General features: G+C 69.3%; 19 protein-coding genes and 1 riboswitch. Of the genes, 5 read left to right on the forward strand and 14 right to left on the reverse strand.

Annotated elements, in window-relative coordinates; all coding sequences use genetic code 11:
- From urtB to VAE46_RS03765, 8 genes are all read right to left on the reverse strand, one after another.
- Positions 1 to 818 (reverse strand): urea ABC transporter permease subunit UrtB (gene urtB / locus VAE46_RS03730; protein ID WP_322795575.1); only part of this gene is annotated, 818 nt, incomplete at its 3' end.
- Positions 819 to 912: 94 nt separating this feature from the next.
- Complete coding sequence (urtA, locus tag VAE46_RS03735) at positions 913 to 2,169, reverse strand: urea ABC transporter substrate-binding protein (RefSeq protein ID WP_416223935.1); 1,257 nt, start codon at positions 2,167 to 2,169, stop codon at positions 913 to 915.
- A gap of 136 nt (positions 2,170 to 2,305) precedes the next feature.
- Entirely contained in the window at positions 2,306 to 3,097 is a 792-nt protein-coding gene (locus VAE46_RS03740) for an urease accessory protein UreD (protein ID WP_322795577.1), read from the reverse strand.
- Positions 3,094 to 3,765, reverse strand: coding sequence for an urease accessory protein UreG (gene ureG, locus VAE46_RS03745; RefSeq protein WP_322795578.1), 672 nt, complete (start codon positions 3,763 to 3,765; stop codon positions 3,094 to 3,096). The genes VAE46_RS03740 and ureG overlap by 4 nt, the downstream gene beginning before the upstream one ends.
- Positions 3,762 to 4,481, reverse strand: coding sequence for an urease accessory protein UreF (locus VAE46_RS03750; RefSeq protein WP_322795579.1), 720 nt, complete (start codon positions 4,479 to 4,481; stop codon positions 3,762 to 3,764). Before VAE46_RS03750 ends, ureG begins: the two co-directional genes overlap by 4 nt.
- Positions 4,482 to 4,494: 13 nt before the next feature.
- Positions 4,495 to 6,195: an urease subunit alpha gene (locus VAE46_RS03755; RefSeq protein ID WP_322795580.1), complete on the reverse strand. Its 1,701-nt coding sequence runs from the start codon at positions 6,193 to 6,195 to the stop codon at positions 4,495 to 4,497.
- Positions 6,192 to 6,578 (reverse strand): urease subunit beta, encoded by a 387-nt coding sequence (locus VAE46_RS03760; RefSeq protein ID WP_322795581.1) that lies wholly within the window; start codon positions 6,576 to 6,578, stop codon positions 6,192 to 6,194. Before VAE46_RS03760 ends, VAE46_RS03755 begins: the two co-directional genes overlap by 4 nt.
- The gene (locus tag VAE46_RS03765) at positions 6,575 to 6,877 is read right to left on the reverse strand and encodes an urease subunit gamma (protein WP_322795582.1); all 303 of its coding nucleotides are present in this window, start codon (positions 6,875 to 6,877) and stop codon (positions 6,575 to 6,577) included. Before VAE46_RS03765 ends, VAE46_RS03760 begins: the two co-directional genes overlap by 4 nt.
- A gap of 191 nt (positions 6,878 to 7,068) precedes the next feature.
- Between VAE46_RS03765 and VAE46_RS03770 the strand changes: the two genes are divergently transcribed.
- Together VAE46_RS03770 and VAE46_RS03775 are read left to right on the forward strand one after the other, a co-directional pair.
- Positions 7,069 to 8,250 carry an acyl-CoA dehydrogenase family protein gene (locus VAE46_RS03770; protein ID WP_322795583.1) on the forward strand — a complete coding sequence of 394 codons (1,182 nt, stop codon included), beginning with the start codon at positions 7,069 to 7,071 and terminating at the stop codon, positions 8,248 to 8,250.
- Between the two features lie 2 nt (positions 8,251 to 8,252).
- Complete coding sequence (locus tag VAE46_RS03775) at positions 8,253 to 8,843, forward strand: nitroreductase family protein (RefSeq protein ID WP_322795584.1); 591 nt, start codon at positions 8,253 to 8,255, stop codon at positions 8,841 to 8,843.
- Here VAE46_RS03775 and VAE46_RS03780 read toward each other — a convergent pair.
- The 4 genes from VAE46_RS03780 to VAE46_RS03795 are packed head-to-tail and all read right to left on the reverse strand — an operon-like array spanning position 8,840 to position 12,738.
- Positions 8,840 to 9,103, reverse strand: coding sequence for a MoaD/ThiS family protein (locus tag VAE46_RS03780; RefSeq protein WP_322795585.1), 264 nt, complete (start codon positions 9,101 to 9,103; stop codon positions 8,840 to 8,842). The genes VAE46_RS03775 and VAE46_RS03780 overlap by 4 nt on opposite strands.
- 1 nt (position 9,104) lies before the next feature.
- Positions 9,105 to 11,372, reverse strand: a complete 2,268-nt coding sequence (locus tag VAE46_RS03785; protein WP_322795586.1) for a xanthine dehydrogenase family protein molybdopterin-binding subunit — start codon at positions 11,370 to 11,372, stop codon at positions 9,105 to 9,107.
- On the reverse strand, positions 11,369 to 11,851 hold the full coding sequence (locus VAE46_RS03790) for a (2Fe-2S)-binding protein (RefSeq protein WP_322795587.1): 483 nt from the start codon (positions 11,849 to 11,851) through the stop codon (positions 11,369 to 11,371). The genes VAE46_RS03785 and VAE46_RS03790 overlap by 4 nt, the downstream gene beginning before the upstream one ends.
- Positions 11,852 to 11,862: 11 nt before the next feature.
- Complete coding sequence (locus tag VAE46_RS03795; RefSeq protein ID WP_322795588.1) at positions 11,863 to 12,738, reverse strand: xanthine dehydrogenase family protein subunit M; 876 nt, start codon at positions 12,736 to 12,738, stop codon at positions 11,863 to 11,865.
- A 126-nt stretch (positions 12,739 to 12,864) separates the two neighbouring features.
- Between VAE46_RS03795 and VAE46_RS03800 the strand changes: the two genes are divergently transcribed.
- Entirely contained in the window at positions 12,865 to 14,709 is a 1,845-nt protein-coding gene (locus VAE46_RS03800) for a DUF2207 domain-containing protein (protein WP_322795589.1), read from the forward strand.
- 67 nt (positions 14,710 to 14,776) lie between these two features.
- Positions 14,777 to 15,187, forward strand: a complete 411-nt coding sequence (locus VAE46_RS03805; protein ID WP_322795590.1) for a VOC family protein — start codon at positions 14,777 to 14,779, stop codon at positions 15,185 to 15,187.
- Here the strand turns inward: VAE46_RS03805 and VAE46_RS03810 are convergent.
- Positions 15,184 to 15,918, reverse strand: coding sequence for a glycerophosphodiester phosphodiesterase (locus VAE46_RS03810; protein ID WP_322795591.1), 735 nt, complete (start codon positions 15,916 to 15,918; stop codon positions 15,184 to 15,186). The genes VAE46_RS03805 and VAE46_RS03810 overlap by 4 nt on opposite strands.
- A gap of 66 nt (positions 15,919 to 15,984) precedes the next feature.
- Positions 15,985 to 16,779 carry an MBL fold metallo-hydrolase gene (locus VAE46_RS03815; protein ID WP_322795592.1) on the reverse strand — a complete coding sequence of 265 codons (795 nt, stop codon included), beginning with the start codon at positions 16,777 to 16,779 and terminating at the stop codon, positions 15,985 to 15,987.
- 41 nt (positions 16,780 to 16,820) lie between these two features.
- Positions 16,821 to 16,957, forward strand: a riboswitch (cobalamin riboswitch).
- A 218-nt stretch (positions 16,958 to 17,175) separates the two neighbouring features.
- Here VAE46_RS03815 and VAE46_RS03820 point away from each other — a divergent pair.
- Positions 17,176 to 18,273 carry an iron ABC transporter permease gene (locus VAE46_RS03820; protein ID WP_322795593.1) on the forward strand — a complete coding sequence of 366 codons (1,098 nt, stop codon included), beginning with the start codon at positions 17,176 to 17,178 and terminating at the stop codon, positions 18,271 to 18,273.
- Positions 18,274 to 18,312: the final 39 nt, after the last annotated feature.

Genomic DNA, 18,312 nt, shown 5'->3' on the forward strand with positions numbered 1-18,312 from the left:
GCGACGGAGGCGGAGAGCTGGAATTCGAGGAAGGCGTTAGTCAGCCCGATGGCAAGGGCCGCTGCAGCGGTGCCGAGAATCTGGCCGAGCCCGCCGAGGATGACCACGAGGAACGAGTCCACGATGTAATACGTGCCGAGGGACGGGCCAATGGGCCCGATGAGGGCAAGTGCGCACCCGGCGAGGCCGGCCAGCCCGGAGGCGAGGCCGAAGGTGAGCATATCGACGCGGGCGGTGTTGACCCCCAGGGCTGCGGCGATCTCGCGATTCTGCATGACGGCGCGGGTGCGGCGGCCGGGCGCGGTTCGTACGAGGTAGAGCCAGACCAGCAGGATGGCGACGACAACCATCGCGATGATGAAGAGGCGGATGTAGGGCATGGAGAAGGTGCCTGTGACGGCGATACCGCCCTGGAGCCAGGAGGGCGTGGTGACCTGCACGTTCGGCGCGCCGAAGATGGAGCGGGCGGCCTGCTGAAGGACAAGGCTGACGCCCCAGGTGGCGAGCAGGGTATCGAGCGGGCGGCCGTAGAGGCGTCGGACGAGGCTGACTTCGAGGAGCATGCCCAGCACGCCGGCGACGATAAAGGCGACCGGCAGGGCCACGAGGAACGAGACATCCGGGGCGGACGTGCCCATCGGGCCGCCGAGGATCTGCTCGGCGAGGTAGGCGGAGTAGGCGCCGACCATGATCATCTCGCCGTGGGCCATGTTGATCACGTTCATGAGCCCGAAGGAGAAAGCCAGGCCGATGGCGACGAGAAGCAGGATGGAGCCGAGGCTGAGGCCGTTGAACAGCTGCTGGAGCCAGATATCCACGTTGCCCTCCGGAGCGGTGCAGGATTCGGGGGGATTCGGGGGATGGGGCCGGGGGAGGGGGAGGCAGGCCCTCCCCCGGCGGGAAGGCGGGCGGCTAGGACTTCTTCTCCTTCGCGAATTCCGCGCCCCAGGGATAGGTTTCGAGGTAGGGGTCGGGCTCGACCGGACCAGGCGTGGCCCAGATTTCGTCGATCAGGGCGTCGCGGCGGATGCGGCCGATGCGGACGGTCTTGGAGATGTGGTGATTGGTGGGGTGAACCGTCACGAGGCCGCCGGGGGCCTTGAACTCGAGCCCGGCCATGGCCTGCTTCACTGCCTCGACCTCCGTCGTGCCGGCCTTGTTGGCGGCCATCGCCCAGAGGTGGACGCTGATGTAGGCGGCTTCGACGGGGTCGGAGGTGGGCCGGCGCTTGCCCGACTTCTCGGTGAAGGCGTGGTAGGCAGGCACGAACTTTTCGTTCTCCGGCGTCTTCACCGTTTCGAAGTAGTTCCAGGCGACGAGGTGGCCCTCCATCACGTCGCCGCCGATGGCCGCTGCCTCTTCCTCGGCGATGGAGACCGACATGGTGGTGAGGTCGGAGGCTTTGATGCCGGCGTCACGGAGCTGCTTGAAGAAGGCGACGTTGGAGTCGCCGTTCAGGGTGTTGTAGATGACGTCGGCGTTGGAGGATTTGATCTTGGCGATGAGGGTGGCGTACTCGGTGTGCCCGAGGGGGGTGTACTCCTCCGCGATGACGTTGCCGCCAGAGGCCGCCAGCTGCGCCTTGATGATCTTGTTGGCCGTGCGGGGGAAGACGTAATCGGAGCCGACCAGGAAGAAGTTCTTCTTGCCCTGCTCGAGCAGGTACTCGACGCTGGGCACGATTTGCTGGTTGGTGGTCGCGCCGGTGTAGAAGATGTAGGGCGAGGATTCGAGCCCTTCGTACTGGACCGGGTAGTAGAGCAGGGCCTTGTTCGATTCGAAGACGGGCAGGACGGCCTTGCGTGAGGCGGAAGTCCAGCAGCCAAACGTGACCGCGACCTTATCGCTCTGGATGAGTTTCTTGGCCTTTTCGGCGAAGGTGGGCCAGTCAGAGGCACCGTCTTCGACCTTTGGCTCGAGCTTCTTGCCCAGGACGCCGCCGGCGGCGTTGATCTCCTCGATGGCCATCAAGTCAGCGTCGCGGACTGCGACCTCGCTGACGGCCATGGTGCCGCTCAGGGAGTGGAGGACGCCGACCTTGATGGTATCGCCCGACGCTCCGCCGGAGCTGCCGGTCGACGGCGACGCCTCATCGTCGTCGTCGCCGCCGCAGGCCGCCGCGAGGGAGGCCAGGGCCGGGGTGACGGCGAGAGCGGCGCCGGCCTTGATGACGGCGCGGCGGCCGAGGCGCTTGCGAACCCAGTAGTTTTCGCGGTTGCTGAACAAGCTCGTAGTTCCTCCGAGGGTAGATTCCCGGCGAGTGACCCCTGCGGCCGGGATGGGACGAAACTACGGGCGGTTGGTTTCAGCCAGCTTGCGAGCAGGTTTCGGAAAGCTTTCGGAGGGATGAACAAAATTTCATCTCTCCGGGCCGCGTGGTTCGAATGGCATGCATCATTGCCCCGGCCAGGGCCGCGGCATCGGAGAGCGAGGGCAGCAGCGCGCGAGCCGCGCATCCGCCAGCCCGGAGCGGGGAGGCAGCGAGGAGGTCCAACGTTGGAACGGCCCACCAGTCGGGGTCGGCGAGAGGGGTTTCGCCAAGGGCCAGGACGGTCAGGAGGGCGCCGGCGCCCCGGGGCCAATCGCGCGGCTCCACGCGGAGGTCTTCGGCGATGGCGAGCTGCCCGGCGACAACGCCCCGGGTGCGCAGGCGCAGCGCCTGGAAGCCGCCCGATTCGTGCGCGGTGCGGCCGGGAAGGAGGACCTGGATGACCACGCAGGCGCCGCCGGGAGCGACGTCGGCCGTGAGCGCGCCGCCGTGGATGGCGCCAGCATGGGGCAGGAGGGCGCCGGGCGCGTAGACAAGGGTGGCCCCGGCTGCGACGGAGAGGCGGGCGGCGGCAAGGGAGGGCTGGCCGGCCCGGAGGGGTGTGGCGGCGGCCGCGGTCAGAAAGGTTTTAGTCCCCGGCCCGGCAGCAACAGCCAGCGAGGCCGCTTCGCCGGGGAAGAAGCCATCCCCCAGGAGCTGGTGGTAGACGGTCAGCCAATCGCCGGGGGTACCTGCGGAGAGGCGCTGCGGGGCATCGGCGCGCATGGCGGCGATGCGGGTGTCGGGCCCGTAGCGGACCAGGCGAAGGACTGCGCGGGAGCGTCTCACCGGCGGAGGCTGGCGACCTGAGAGGTGACCCAGGCGGCGACGGCGGCCTGGTCGGCGGGGTCGCGCATGTTGGTGAGCAGGATCGGGCGGGAGCCCCGGGCGGCGCGGGCTTCGGTCTCCATGACGTCGAGGCTGGCGCCGACGTAGGGGGCCAAATCTTTTTTGTTGATGACCAGGAGGTCAGAGAGGGTGGTGCCGGGACCGCCCTTGCGCGGGATTTTGTCGCCGCCGGCGACATCGATCACGTAGATGATGCGGTCGACCAGTTCGCGGCTGAAGGTCGCGGAGAGGTTGTCGCCCCCGCTTTCGAGCAGAATCAGTTCGAGCCCGGGGTGGGCTGCGGCCAGTTGGTCGATGGCGGCAAGGTTGAGGGAGGGGTCTTCGCGGATGGCGCTGTGCGGACAGGCGCCGGTGGCCACGCCGACGATACGGTCTTCGGGCAGCGCGGCGTTGCGGAGCAGGAAGCGGGCGTCCTCATCGGTGTAGATGTCGTTGGTCACCACGGCCAGGTTCAGGAGGGGGTAGAGCTTGCGGCAGAGGGCGAGGAGCGTGGCTGTCTTGCCGGAGCCGACGGGGCCGGCGATGCCGATGCGAACGATGCCGCGCGGGTCGACCGGGTGGTCGGCGGGAGCGGCGAAATCGAAGGTGTGGGGGTGTCCGAGGCTCATGCGGCAAACATCCTGAAGGGGAGGGTTGGATGGCGGGCCGAGGCGATTTCGAGGGTGGGGCTGAAGGCGCCGAACCGGCGGGGTGGCGGGACATCGAGGGCACGGTGAATGGCCGCCTCGAGGTCGGGCCCGGCGCTGGCGATGAGCCCGGCGGCTGCCGCAGGTCCGATGACCCCGAGCCGGATGGCGGCTCCGGTGAGGGTGACGATGGCGGCGTGGCCGAAGGCCGCGAGGGCGACCGGCGGGGGCACGGCAAGCTGCCGGGCGAGGACACCCATGGCAACGGCGTGCTGGCCGGGGGCTTCATCGGCGGCGACGGAGCGGGCATAGGCCGTGCTTTCGAAACCGGGGGTCAGGATGGGGCCGAGCTGGACGAGGCGGCGGCCGAGCGCCCTGCCCGCTTCCCGTTCCGGAGCGGGGGAGATGCTGGCATCGAGGCGTACATCGATGCGGGGAAGCGCGGCGTGATCAGGCGCCCGGAGCGCGGCGAGCAGGGCAGGGAACTGCTGGCGCTCGAGCGGCTGGCGGATGTAGAGCGCGAGGAGCTGGCCGACGTCGTCGGGGCTGGCCACGGCGGCCTGGTGAACCAGCGTTTCGAGGCCATGGCTGTACGCGTAGCCCCCAACCGGCAGGGCCGAATCGGCGAGGTAAAACGCGCGGAGGAGCGACTCGAGGGCGCCGGGCCGTGATGCAACGGGGCTGGCGAACGGATTCACCGGTGCCGGCCCATCAAAAGAGGAAGTAGCGCCGGGCCATCGGCAGCTCGGCCGCGGGTTCGCAGACGGCCGGCTCGCCATCGACCGTAACGGCGAAGGTCTCGGGGTCGACACGGATATCGGGAGTGGCATCGTTGTGGACCATGCTGTGCTTGCCGATGGCCCGGGTGTTTCGGACGGGTTCGACGCGGGCGCTGAGCTCAAGCTGACGATGGACGCCGGCATCGTGGGCGGCGCGGGAGACGAACAGGCAGCGGGTCGCTGGGACGCGTGCGCCGAACATGGGGCGGTAGCGGACCGGCTGGGGCGTGGGGATGCTGGCGCCGGGATCGCCCATTGCGGACCAGGCAATCATGCCGCCTTTGACGACGAGCTCGGGTTTGACGCCGAAGAAGGCCGGGTGCCAGAGCACGATATCGGCGAGGCGGCCGGGTTCGATGCTGCCGACCAGGTGGGCCACGCCCTGGGCGATGGCCGGGTTGATGGTGTACTTGGCCAGGTAGCGCTTGATGCGCGCGTTATCGGCCCCGGGCGGGTCGCCGGGGAGCGGCCCGCGCTGCTGCTTCATCTTGTGAGCGGTTTGCCAGGTGCGCAGGATGACTTCGCCGACCCGCCCCATGGCCTGGCTATCGGAAGACATCATCGAGATCGCGCCGAGGTCGTGGAGGATGTCCTCGGCGGCGATGGTAGATGCCCGGATGCGGGATTCGGCGAAGGCGATGTCCTCCGGGACGTTGGGGTTGAGGTGGTGGCAGACCATGAGCATGTCCAGGTGCTCCTGGACCGTGTTGACGGTGTAGGGTCGGGTCGGGTTGGTGGACGAGGGAAGGACATTGGGGAGGCCGGCGACGCGGATGATATCGGGGGCGTGCCCGCCGCCGGCGCCCTCGGTGTGGAAGGTGTGGATGGTCCGCCCGTTGATGGCGGCGATGGTGGATTCGACGAAGCCCGCTTCGTTGAGGGTGTCGGTGTGGATGGCGACCTGGATATCGAAGGCGTCGGCCACACGGAGGGCGGTGTCGATGGCGGAGGGGGTGGAACCCCAGTCTTCGTGGAGCTTGAGGCCGCAGACGCCGGCCTCGACCTGTGCCCAGAGTGCAGTGACGTCGGAGGTGTTGCCCTTGCCGAGGAGGCCAACATTGAGCGGGTAGGTATCGAGCGCCTGGAGCATGCGCCCGATATTCCACGGGCCCGGGGTGCAGGTGGTGGCGTTGGTGCCGGTAGCCGGGCCGGTGCCGCCGCCGAAGATGGTCGTGACCCCGCTGGTGAGGGCCTCCTCGATTTGCTGGGGGCAGATGAAGTGGATGTGGGCATCGATGCCGCCGGGCGTGGCGATGAGGTGTTCGCCAGCGATGACCTCGGTGTGGGGGCCGATTACGAGTCCCGGGGTGACGCCGTCCTGGGTGTCCGGGTTGCCGGCCGCTCCGACGCCGACGATGAGGCCATCGCGGATGCCGATATCGGCCTTGACAATGCCCCAGTGGTCGATGATGACGGCGTTGGTAATGACGAGGTCGAGCACCTCGCCTGGGGAGGCGGTCTGCGCCATGCCGTCGCGGATGGTCTTGCCGCCGCCGAAGCAGGATTCGTCGCCGGGGACGTGATAATCGCGTTCAATCAGCGCGTAGAGGTTGGTATCCGCAAGGCGGATGCGGTCGCCGACGGTCGGGCCGTAGAGGTGGGCGTAGGGTTCGCGCGAGAGGGACTGGCTCATGAGATGAACCCCCGCTGGCGGGCAGCCTCGAGGGCGGCCTCGCGGGTGCCGCCGGCGTTGAGCCCGTTGAAGCCGATCACCCTCCGGGCGCCGCCGAAGGGCACGAGCCTGACGGTGTGGGTCTGGCCGGCCTCGAAGCGGACGGACGTGCCAGCGGGAATGTCGAGGCGGCGGCCGTAGGCCGCAGCGCGGTCGAACTGGAGGGCGGCATTGGCTTCGAAGAAATGGAAGTGCGAACCGACCTGAACGGCGCGGTCGCCGGTGTTGGTGACGGTGAGTTCGACCACGTCGCGGCCGGCATTGATGACGATTTCCCCTTCGCCGAAGAGGATGGCGCCGGGCGGGGGGCTGGACGGGCTGTCGGGAGCCGGGTGCTGGTTCATGGGATTGGCTGGTGGAGGGTGACGAGTTTGGTGCCGTCGGGGAAGGTGGCTTCGACCTGGACGGATTCGATCATCTCCGGCACGCCTTCAAGGACGTCCTCGCGGGTGAGGAACTGGCCCTGCATGGCCATGAGCTCAGCGACGGAGCGGCCGTCGCGGGCGGCTTCGAGGAGGCCGCTGGCGATGACGGCAACGGCTTCGGGGTAGTTGAGGCGGAGGCCGCGGGCGCGACGTTCGCGGGCGACCATGGCGGCAAGGGTGATGAGGAGTTTGTCGGTTTCGCGCTCGGTCAGGCGCATGCGCTCGTTGCTCCGGCGGGAGGTTGGGCTGAGGTCACGCTACGAGCGCCAGGTTTCGAGGAGGTTTCGGGGGCGGCCAATTGGCGGCGGTGTAACGCATTCGCAATAGAGCGGGGCTGGGGCCGGACGGTCCATTCGCGCCGGTGATGGGAAGCGCCTACAATCCGCGCATCATTTGCGGGGGTCGAATCATGCGTTTCCAGGATACGCCGGAGCTTGCTGCGTGGCGGGCACAGGTGCGGGAGTTCGTGGACCGCCACTGGCGAGCCGGGGCGCCGGCAGAGGACGACGACGACAGCCCGTTCGAGGCACCGCAGGACGAGGCGCGAGTGAAGGCATGGCTCGACCGCCTCGCGGAGAACGGCTGGATCGCGCCGGCGTGGCCAAAGAAGTACGGCGGTGCCGATATGTCGGTGCTGGAGCAGTTCGTACTGAGCCAGGAGCTGCACGAGGCGGGCGCTCCGACCAGTCGGCAAATGCTGAACCTGGTGGGCCCAACCATCATGCTGCACGGGACCGAGGAGCAGAAAGCCGAGCACCTGCCGCCGATGCTGCGCGGGGAGGTGGCGTGGTGCCAGGGGTTTTCGGAGCCGGGCTCGGGCAGCGATCTTGCTTCGCTGCAGGCGCGGGCGGTGCGCGACGGGGACGAGTACGTGGTGAACGGGCAGAAGATTTGGACGTCGGGTGCGCACCGGGCGGACTGGATGTTCATGCTGGTGCGAACCGACCCGGACGCGCCGAAGCACCGGGGCATCAGCTACCTGCTGGTGGACATGAAGTCGCCAGGGATTACGGTGCGGCCGCTCATCAACATGGCGAATGGGCACGTCTTCAACGAGGTGTTTTTCGAGGATGTACGGGTCCCGGTGCGCAACCGGGTCGGGGAGGAGAACCGCGGCTGGTACGTGGGCACGACGACACTGGACTTCGAGCGGTCGAACATCGCGCGGGCGATCACGGCGCGGAAGAATGTCGAGCGGATGGCGCGCTACGTGCGCGGGCGGGCGGCGGCCGGGCGGCCGGTGCCCCCGGCGTACCGGCTGGAAGTGGCCGACCGCGCCATCGAGACGGCGGTCTGCGAGCTGCTTTCGTTCATCGTGATCTCGATCCAGGCGCGCGGGGGCGTGCCTAACATGGAGGCGTCGATGTGCAAGATGTACGGCTCGGAGCTTTCCCAGCGGGTGGCGCTGACCAAGATGCACCTGACCGGGATGACCGGGCAGCTGCGGCGGTTCGATGGGCCGGAAGCGGTGCTCGGGCAGAGTGCCGCCATGGAGTACATGCAGGTGGTGCCGGCGACCATCGCCGCGGGGACGAGCGAGATCCAGCGCAACATCATCGCGACGCGCGGGCTGGGACTGCCGAGGGGGTAGGCGTGGCCATCGGGCTGGACGAGTTCGCGGAGTTCGCGGCGCGGCAGCGGGCCGTGCGGCGGTTCAGGGCCGAGGAGGTGCCCGATGCGCTGGTCGAGCGGTTGCTCGAGGTCGCGACGCGGGCACCGAGCGCCCGGAACGTGCAGCCGTGGCGGTTCATCGCCGTGCGGGAGCGCGCGACGAAGGCGGCCCTGGGGGCGCTGTTCGATGCGCTGGGGGCACGGCTCTACGGGCAGGCCGCCCCGGACCGGACGCCGTGGGAGGAGGTGCCGGTGCTGGTGGCGGTCTGCGCCGAACGGGCAGCCTTCGGCGAAGGGGAGGCTGCAGATGCGGCGCTCGGGGCCTCGGTGTACCCGGCGGTGCAGAACCTGCTGCTGGCTGCCCACGCCGCCGGGCTGGGCGCGGTCCTCACCACGCGCTGGAAGCTGCGCGAGGCCGAAGTCCGCGAGCTGCTGGGGTTGCCTCCGGAGTACGCGGTGTTTGCCATCATCCCGCTGGGATGGCCGGAACAGCGGCCAGGGAGGAACCGACGGCGGCCGGTGCGGGAGGTGGCCTACCGCGAACGATTCGGGAGGCCCTGGGAGGGCGGTTAGCCCCCGCCGAGGGCGGGGACGATGGTCAGCTCGGCGCCGGCGGGCAGGGGCTCGTGGAGGGCGAGGGGAACGACCTCGCCGTTGATGGCGAAGGCGAGCTCCGGGCGCAGGCGGCCGTCCTCGACGACGCGATCGTAGAAGCCGGGGCAGCGCGCTTCGACCGCACGCAGGAGTTCTTCGACCGTGCCGGCCTGGAGTTCGAGACTCTGCGACCCCCCGCAGAGGCTGCGGAGGGTCGCGGGGATGTAGACGCGGACCATCTCAGCCGGTGAGGCCGTTGAGCGCCTCGACGATGCGGCGGGGCGAGATGGGGAGCTCGGTGAAGCGATACCCGGTTGCGTCGCAGATCGCGTTGGCGATGGCGGCAAGCGGGGGGACGATCGGCACTTCGCCGACGCCGCGGACGCCGTAGGGGTGGCCGGGGTTGGGCACTTCGACGAGCACTGTCTCGATCATCGGGACATCGAGCGCGGTGGGCATGCGGTAATCGAGGAAGCTGCTGTTGAGCATGCGGCCGTTCTCGTCGAAGACGTACTCCTCGTTGAGGGCCCAGCCGATGCCCTGGACCACGCCGCCCTGGATCTGGCCCTCGACGTAGGACGGGTGAATGGCGGTTCCGACATCCTGCACGGCGGTGTAGCGAAGGATGGTGACCTTGCCGGTCTCGGGGTCGACCTCGACATCGACGATGTGGGTCCCGTAGGCGCCGCCGACGCCGCGGGCGACGAGCGACGCCTTGCCGGTAATCGGGCCGCCGGTGCGGGCGGACTGGGCGGCGAGCTCCTTGAAGGTGAACTGGCGGCCGTCGGTCTTGCTGCGGATGATGCCGCCGTCGTATTCGACCGAGTCCTCCGGGAGGCCCCAGAGCTTTGCGGCGCGGGCGATCATTTCGCGGCGGATGGCCATGCCGGCTTCGTACACGGCCATGCCGGTGGCGAAGGTGGTGCGGGAGCCGCCGGTGACGTCGTTGTGGCCGATCGAGTCGGTATCGACGACCGATGGGCGGATCGTTTCGTAGGGGATGCCGAGGGTCTCGGCGAGCTGCATGGCCAGGGAGGCGCGGGTGCCGCCGATGTCGGTGGAGCCTTCGATGAGGTTCACGGTGCCGTCGGTGTTGACGGCGACGACCACGCTGGACTGCATGCCGCCGTTGAACCAGTAGCCCGACGCGACGCCGCGGCCGCGGTACGGGCCCTCGATCGGCGAGCGGTAGTGCGGGGACTGCATGGCGGCTTCGACGCATTCCTCATGACCGATGCGCGGGAAGGCGATGCCGTTGACCATGCGGGTGCCCTGGCGGGCGGAGTTCACCTTGCGGAAGACGAGGGGGTCGATGGCGCGGGTGCGGCAGATCTCATCGATAACGGATTCGATGGCGAAGGCGGCGGCCGGGGCGCCGGGAGCGCGGTAGGCCGCGGTCTTCGGCTTGTTGACGACGATGTCGTAGGCGTGGATGTCGAAGTTTTCGACGTTGTAGGGCGCGAGCATCGTCATCGAGCCGGCGCCCACGGAGGAGCCGGGGAAGGCGCCGGCCTCGTAGTAGAGGTGGGCCTGGACGGCGGTGAGGCGGTCGCCCTTTGCTGCGGCCTTGACGCGGATGACGGTGCCGCTGGTGGGGCCGGTGGCCTCGAAGACCTCGGTGCGGCTCATCACGATCTTGACCGGGCGGCCGCTCTTCTTCGAGAGCAGGGCCGCGACGGGGTCGAGGTAGATGGGCAGCTTGCCGCCGAAGCCGCCGCCGATCTCCATGGGGATGACGCGCACCCGGGCGATGGGCATGCGGAGCACTTCGGCGACGAGGTTGCGGACGGCAAAGGCGCCCTGGGTGCTGGTCCAGATGGTCAGGGTGCCATCGGCGTTCCAGTTCGCGGTCGAGTTCTGGGGCTCGATGTAGCCCTGGTGGACCATTTTGGTGCGGAATTCGCGCTCGACGACGATATCGGCCTCGGCGAAGGCGGCCTCGAGGTCGCCATGCTGGAAGCGGTTGTAGGAGGCGACATTCGAGGGCTTTTCGCTGAGCTCGCCGGTCATCAGGGTGCGAGTGCGGCGGTTCTCATCGAGGAGCGGGGCGTCTTCGCGCATGGCGTCGAGGACGTCGAGCACCGGGGGCAGGACCTCGTAGTCGACGCGGATGGCATCGAGGGCCTCCTCGGCGATGTGCGGGCTGGTGGCGGCGACGGCCGCCACCGCGTGGCCGCGGTAGAGCACCTTTTCGGAGGCGAGGATGTTTTCGCTGACCTCTTTGACGTTGACCGCGCTTTCGCCGAGTTCCTCGACCCGGTCGGCAGCGGCGGGGAGGTCGGCGTGGGTGACCACGGCGAGGACGCCGGGGATGCGCTCGGCGGCGGAGGTATCGATGGCGCGGATGCGGGCGTGCGCGTGGGGGCTGCGCAGGATCTTGCCGTAGATCATGCCCGGCAGGCGGATATCGGCGCCGTAGAGGGCCTTGCCGGTGACCTTTTCGACGCCATCGGGCCGGATGGGGCGGGTGCCGATGACGCGATAGGCGGGGCGTTCGACGGTGGTCATGCGTTTGCCTCCTGGAGTGATGCGGCGGCTTTCTGGACGGCGCGGATGATCTTGTCGTAGCCGGTGCAGCGGCAGAGGTTGCCCGAGAGCCAGAAGCGGATGCGGTGCTCATCGGCGTCGGGCTCGCGGTCGAGGAGGGCCTTGGCGGCGACGATAAAACCGGGGGTGCAGATGCCGCACTGGAGGGCGGCTTCTTCGAGGAAGGCCTGCTGCAGGGGGTGGAGCTGATCGCCGTGGGCGATGCCTTCGATGGTGGTGAGCTCGGCGCCATCGACTTCGACCGCGAGGACACAGCAGGCGTTGACGAGGCGGCCATTGAGGATGACCGAACAGGCGCCGCAGTTGCCGTTGTTGCAGCCTTCCTTGGTGCCGGTGAGGCCGAGCTCTTCGCGGAGCACTTCAAGGAGGCTCTGCCGGGGCTCGCAGAGGAAGTCGATGGGTTCGCCGTTGATGGTGGCCTGGACGTGAGAGCGGGGCATGACGGACTCCGTTACTGGTGGGCGGCGCGGATGCGCTCGAGGGCGGACTGGAGGGCGCGGGCGGTGAGGACGCCGGCCAGGTGGCGGCGCTGGGCAACACTGCCGCGCATGTCGTCGATCGGGGAGGCGGCCTCCCGGGCTGCCGCTGCGGCCTGGGCGAAGGCTTCGCTGGTGGGCTCGCGGCCGACGAGGGCCTCGGCTGCGGCCGGGACGAAGACGGGCGTGGGTGCGACGGCGCCGAGTGCGACACGGGCATCCGCGATGCGGCCGTCGTCGCCGAGGCGGAGATATGCCCCGGCAGAGGCGACGGCGATGTCCATTTCGTTGCGGGGGATGAAGCGGTGGTAGAAGGCGCCGGCACCCCGCGGGAGCGGCGGGATGCGGACTGAGACGAGGATCTCGCCCGGCTGGAGGGTGTTGCGCCCGGGGCCGGCGAAGAGCTGCTCGACGGGGAAGGTGCGGGTGCCGTTCGGGCCGGCCGCGGTGACCGTCGCGCCGAGGACCATGAGCGCGGGCGAGGAATCGGCGGCCGGGCTTGCATTGCAGAGGTTGCCGCCGAGGGTGGCGCGGGACTGGATGGCGATGCCGCCGATGATCGACGCGGCGTCGACGAGGGCGGGAAATGCCCGGCGGACGGTCTCGTGCTCGTAAATGGCGGCGAGGGGCACCGCCGCGCCGATTTCGAGGCCGCCATCGGGGGCGACGGTGATGCTGGTGAGTTCGGGGATATGCTTGAGGTCGATGAGGAGGTCGCAGGAGCGGCGATGCTCGCGCAGCTGGACGATGACGTCGGTGCCGCCGGCGAGGAAGAGGGTGCTGCGCCCGTTGGCCGCGAGGTCGATGGCCTCGCGGAGGGTGCGCGGGGCGGCGTAGTCGAATGCTTTCATGCACCAACCCGGCTGAAGTGTGGGCGCCCGCGGAGGGCGGACGCGTCGTGATTGGTGATCATACGCCGGTGTATGGGGCCTGTCTTGAACAGCAGAGCCGGCGAAGGCAGGCATAGAATGATGGCCATGCGGCGACGTGGCATGCTCGCAGCGCTGGTGGTGCTCCTGCTCGCGGCCGGGTCGGGAGCGGTCGGGGCGACTCCCGAGTCCGGGCAGGAGGCGGATACCGGCTGGGAGGTGAGCGAATTCCTCGTCACGTACCGGGTGCAACCGGACGGCAGCGTGGAGGCCGAGGAGCGGCTGGAGGTGGACTTCGGCACGCTGCAGCGCCACGGGATTTTCCGCTACTTCGTGACGCGGGCGCGCTGCTACGAGGCCGGGGAGCTGGTCCAGAAGCCGATCGAGCCGTGCCCGGACGGGTGGCACCGGCGCTGGGACTACGACGCCATCGCGGTGACGGACGGCAGCGGCACGCCGCTGAAGTTCGAGGAGACGCGGGAGTCGGGCATCCTGACGGTGAAGATTGGCGACCCCGATGTGACGGTGACGGGTCGGCAGGTATACATCCTTCGCTACCGGCTCCAGGGGGCGCTGGATGCGTACGAGGACCACGATGAGCTGTACTGGAACAGCTCGGGGACGTGGCCCGTGCCGGTGCGATACTTCGAGGCGCGGGTGCTCTTGCCCGGGGAAGCCGCACCCCGGGGGGCCTGTTATGTGGGGTTCGCCGGGTCGGACGAGCTGTGCGATGCCCGCGCCACGGCGGGCGACGAGCTGGTGTTCTCGAGCAGGGCGCTTGAGCCAGGCGAGCAGGTCACCATCGCGGCCGGGTGGGAGAAGGGGCTGGTGGAGGTGCCGCCGCCGCTGGTGATTCGGCCGGCGCGGGTGGCAGATTATGTTGCGTTCGATGCGCTCGAGTGGACCGGGCTTGGGCTGACGGTTCTCGGCGGCCTGGCGGTGGTCATCGCACTCTGGTGGCGGCACGGGCGGGACCGCCAGTACCGGACCATCTACTACCTGACGGAAGACCCGACTGAGGAAACCCGACCGCTGTTCGGCGGGGCGCCGCTGGTGGTCGAGTACACGCCGCCGGAGGAGCTGAGGCCCGCGCAAATGGGGGTGCTGCTCGACGAGCGGGCGGACACCCTCGACGTGACGGCGACCGTGATCGACCTGGCAGTGCGGGGCTACCTGCACATCACGGAGGTCCCGAAGGAGGGGTGGTTCGGCAAGGCGGACTGGGAGCTCGAACGGCGGAAGGATGGCGAAGACCTGCTTCCGTACGAACGGAAAATCCTGGACGCGCTGTTCGAGAAAGGCGAACGGGTCCGCCTTTCGGACCTGAAATACGAGTTTGCGGACGACCTGGCGAAGGCGAAGGGGCTGATCTACGACGACGCCATGGCGCACGGGTGGTTCTCCGTTCGGCCGGAGACTTCGAAGCGGGCCTGGGGGATGGTGGGGCTGGGCCTGGTGTTCGCCGGAGCCGGGTTGATGCTGCTGGCCGCGACACTGGCGGGGCGCGCTTTCGCCCCGGCGGGCGTGACCGTGGCGGGCGTGGCGCTGATGGCAGCAGCGCCCTCGATGTCGCGGCGCACGGCGAAGGGAAGCGAGGCGCTGCGGCGGGTGCTGGGCTTCCGGCTCTACGTCGCGACCGCTGAGACGCAGCGGCAGGAGTTCAACGAGCGAGAGGGAATTTTCGCCCGCTATCTGCCGTACGCGATCGTCTTCGGGTGCGTGGAGCGTTGGGCGCGGGCATTTCGCACCCTCGAGGCCGAGGCGCAGCGCTCGACGGCGGGTTGGTACACGGGCGTGGGCGCGTTCGAGGCGATGCGGTTCTCGGAGGGGCTGCGCGGGTTTAGCCAGTCGGTCTCCTCCACGCTGGCAAGCACGAGGTCGAGCGGGGGCTCCGGCTTTGGCGGCGGTTCTGCGGGTGGAGGCGGCGGCGGGGGCGGCGGCGGCTCGTGGTGAGGTGCTTGCTCCGCTAGCACATCTGTTCTATAGTGTGGCGACCGGCCACAGCCTGGAGGAGGACGCGATGCACGCGAAGCTTGGCCACATCCTGGTGAACATCGACCCGACGAACGCAGGGTTCTACCGGGATCTGCTGGGGTTCCTGGGCTGGGACCGCCTGCACGACAGCGACGGTGTGCTGGGCTTTGGGGGCGGCGATGGGGCGAGCCTGTGGTTCATGGCGCCGCCGGGCGATGGGCTGGCGAACCATGACGCGCGCGGGGCAGTCAATCATGTCGCGTTTGCCGCTGGCAGCCAGGCGGAGGTCGACGCGACGGCATCCTGGCTGGCCGCTCGGGGTATTGCCGCGCAGTTCGAAACGCCGCGGCACCGGCCCGAGTTCGCCGCGGGCCCGGGGCAGACCTACTACCAGGTGATGTTCGAATCGCCCGACGGGGTACTGTTCGAGGTGGTCTACACCGGTCCGAAGAGCTAGTCGGCTTCGAGCCAGGCGCGAAGCTGGTGGGGGACGTTGGTGATGATGCCGGCGACGCCCGCTTCGACGAGGCGCTCCCAATCGGCGGGCGTGTCCGCGGTCCAGCACCAGACGGTGACCTGGCGCCGCCGGGCACGCTCGACGAGGTCGCGGGTGACGGCGTGGTGCTCGACTGAGATGGCCTGGGCGTTGCGCTTGAGGGCCCCGCCGAGGAGTCGTTCGATGCCATCGCCAGTTACTGGCGGCGAGATGATGGCCGCCGAGATGCGCGGTTCGGCGGTGCGGGCGCGTTCGACCATATCGGGGCTGAAGGAGTGGATGGCGGTCCAGGATTCCGCGCCACGGCGACGGATCACGTCGATGACGGCATCGACGTTGCGGGCGTCCTGGGCGGGGTCGCCGGGGGTGGCCTTGAGTTCGCACATGACGGTCAGGCGGCCATCGACGAGGTCGAGCACCTGTTCGAGCGAGGGGATTGGCTCGCCACCGCCGGCATCGGCTGCCGCAAGGGCTGCGAAGGGGTAATCGCGAACCGGGCCCGTGAGGTTGGTGGTGCGGTCGAGCGTGGTGTCATGGAGCAGCACGGGGATGCCGTCGGCGGAGAGCTGGACGTCAATCTCCATGGCCTCAGCGCGGGCATCGAGGCACTGGCGAACGCCGGCGAGGGTGTTGGCGGGGGCTTCGCCGGCAGCCGCGGCATGGCCGATGACGAGGGTGTACGGTTTTTTCACGGGGCGTAACTTTACGAAGGTCAAGGAGGTGGGGAAAGTGACGGGCGTTGCGCCGTAAAACGGGGTTTACTGTGGCGGCGGCTGGCGGCCGGGCAGGCGCCGGGCCGCGAACATGCGGCTGAATGCGGCGAGCCGGCGGGTGCGTTCGAGTGCGGTGCGGGGGGTGAGGGGGCGGCGGGGGAGTTCGGCGAGCACGCGGAGCGAAGCATCGAACCCCTGGAGGATCGGCGTGCCGTGGCCCGGGAAGCCCGCGGGCGGGGCAATCTCCGCGAAGTCGCGGATGGACTGCAGGTAGCGGGCGTCATCGTGGTTGGCCCAGCGGAGCGAGCGTGTAAGTTCGCCGTTGTGGCTGATGACGAGGTCGCCGACAAAGGCCGCCGCGGGGTCGGCGGTGACGAAGCAGAGGGACCCGGGGGTGTGGCCGGGCACAGGGATGGCGCGGATGCCGGGCAGGACCTCGGCGGGAGCTTCGACCGCGACGGCGACCGGGACGGGCGCCGGACGGCGGCGCAGGAACGCGCCAACGATGCGGAGGGGGTGGGTGCGTCCGATGCCAGAGCGCAGGACGAGGCGGCCATCCCGGAGGCGGCAGTCGCCGGCCCCGGCGATGATGGGAGCACCGGTAGCCGCGGCGATAGCGGCCGCCGCACCGGTGTGGTCGCGGTGGCGGTGGGTGAGAAGAATGCCGTGCAGCGGAAGCGCGAGGGCCTGGATGGCGCGGAGGATGGCCGGCGCGCTATCGGCGAAGCCGGTGTCGATGAGGGCAAGGCCGTCGCCGGTTCGGACCAGATAGACGTTGGAGCCGCGCGTGCCGTGAAGCCAGCAGACGCCGGGAAGCGGCTGGTCGGGGAGGGGTTCCACAGTGACGATGGTAGCGGAGCAGGGCTCTCCGGGCGTGGGCGTTGCACCGGGACGGATGGCGTGCTAATGTTCCGCGCGACGTCCGATCGCGAACCCGGTGGAAATCCGGGGCTGTCCCGCAACTGTGATCCACGACAGGTGGTAAGCCAGGTCGCCGACGGCGTCAGTGTCTAGCCCGCGGGGAAACGGGTAGTGGGCACGTGGTCAGGCGCTCGGCGCAGCCATGTGTTTCGGGAACGCTGCCCCTCCTTGCGGAGGGGCTTTTTGCTGCCTCATAGACGGCAGGAGCTCCCCCGGGCAGGCTGGCTGCGCGCTGGCGCAGGGCCTGCCGCATGGTTTCGACGAAGCTGACCGCGCACTCCCCGGTGATCGGCGGGACACCCACGGAGGAGTGCCATGGGCGCATCGCCGGCTGCGCCGGGTTACGTGGAGCAGGCTGGCTGGTTCCCGGGGAGGACCAGGAGCCGGGCGATCCTCGTCGTACTGGTGCTGACCGTTTGCCTGGCGCTGGCAGCAATTCTCGGGACGGCGACAGGGCCGGTGCCAATCCCGTGGCAGGACGTCGCGGGGACGTTTCTCCGGTACGCCGGCATCGACCGGTGGGCGCCCTCGGAGCGGGATCGGCTGGTTATTGAGCAGCTGCGGCTCCCGCGGGTGGCTGCTGCAGTCCTGACCGGGATGGCCCTCGCGGTCTCGGGCGCGGTGATGCAGGCGCTGTTCCGCAACCCGATGGCGGAGCCCGGGCTCCTGGGGGTGTCTGCGGGGGCCTCCGCCGGGGCCGTGGCGGCAATTGCGTTCGGGCTCCGGGCGGCTTCGATCTGGACCGTGCCGGCGATGGCGTTTCTCGGCGCGATGGCGGCCGTGCTGGCAGTCACCGTGCTTGGTACAGCAGCAGGCCGCGGTTCGATGACGGGCCTGCTGCTGGCGGGGGTGGCGCTGAGCTCGTTCCTCGGCGCGGTTGTCTCGGTGATTGTGGCGGTGGTGCCGCGCGATGAGGAACTGCGCGGGATCCTGTACTGGCTTGCCGGCGGGTTCGCAGGGGCTTCGTGGGAGTACGTGCGGGTGGTGGCAGTGCCCATCCTCGGGGCGGTCGCGGGGATGTGCCTGTTCGGCCGCGACCTGAACCTGCTGGCGCTGGGCGACGAGACCGCGCGAAGCAGCGGAGTGGAGGTAACGCGGGTCCGGTACGGGCTGCTTGGCCTGGCCGCGCTCGCGACGGGGTCGGCGGTGGCGGTGAGCGGGACGATTGGCTTCGTGGGCCTGATTGTGCCGCACGCGGTACGGCTGGTGCTGGGGGCGGATAACCGGGTCGTTCTGCCTGTTTCGTGCCTGGCGGGAGCGGTGTTCCTGTTGCTGGCGGACACGGCCGCGAAGTCAGTGGCGCAGCCGGCGGAGATCCAGGTGGGGATGGTCACGGCGCTTTGCGGAGCGCCGGTGTTCGCGTTGCTGCTGCTTCGGCAGGGGCGACGTTCCAGCGTTACGAATTCCCTTTGAGGTATGTGTGATGCATGTCCACTTGCGCTGGCGCCTGGT

It is taken from the genome of Tepidiforma sp. (assembly GCF_034433535.1).
In the GTDB taxonomy this organism is placed as follows: Bacteria; Chloroflexota; Dehalococcoidia; order Tepidiformales; family Tepidiformaceae; genus Tepidiforma.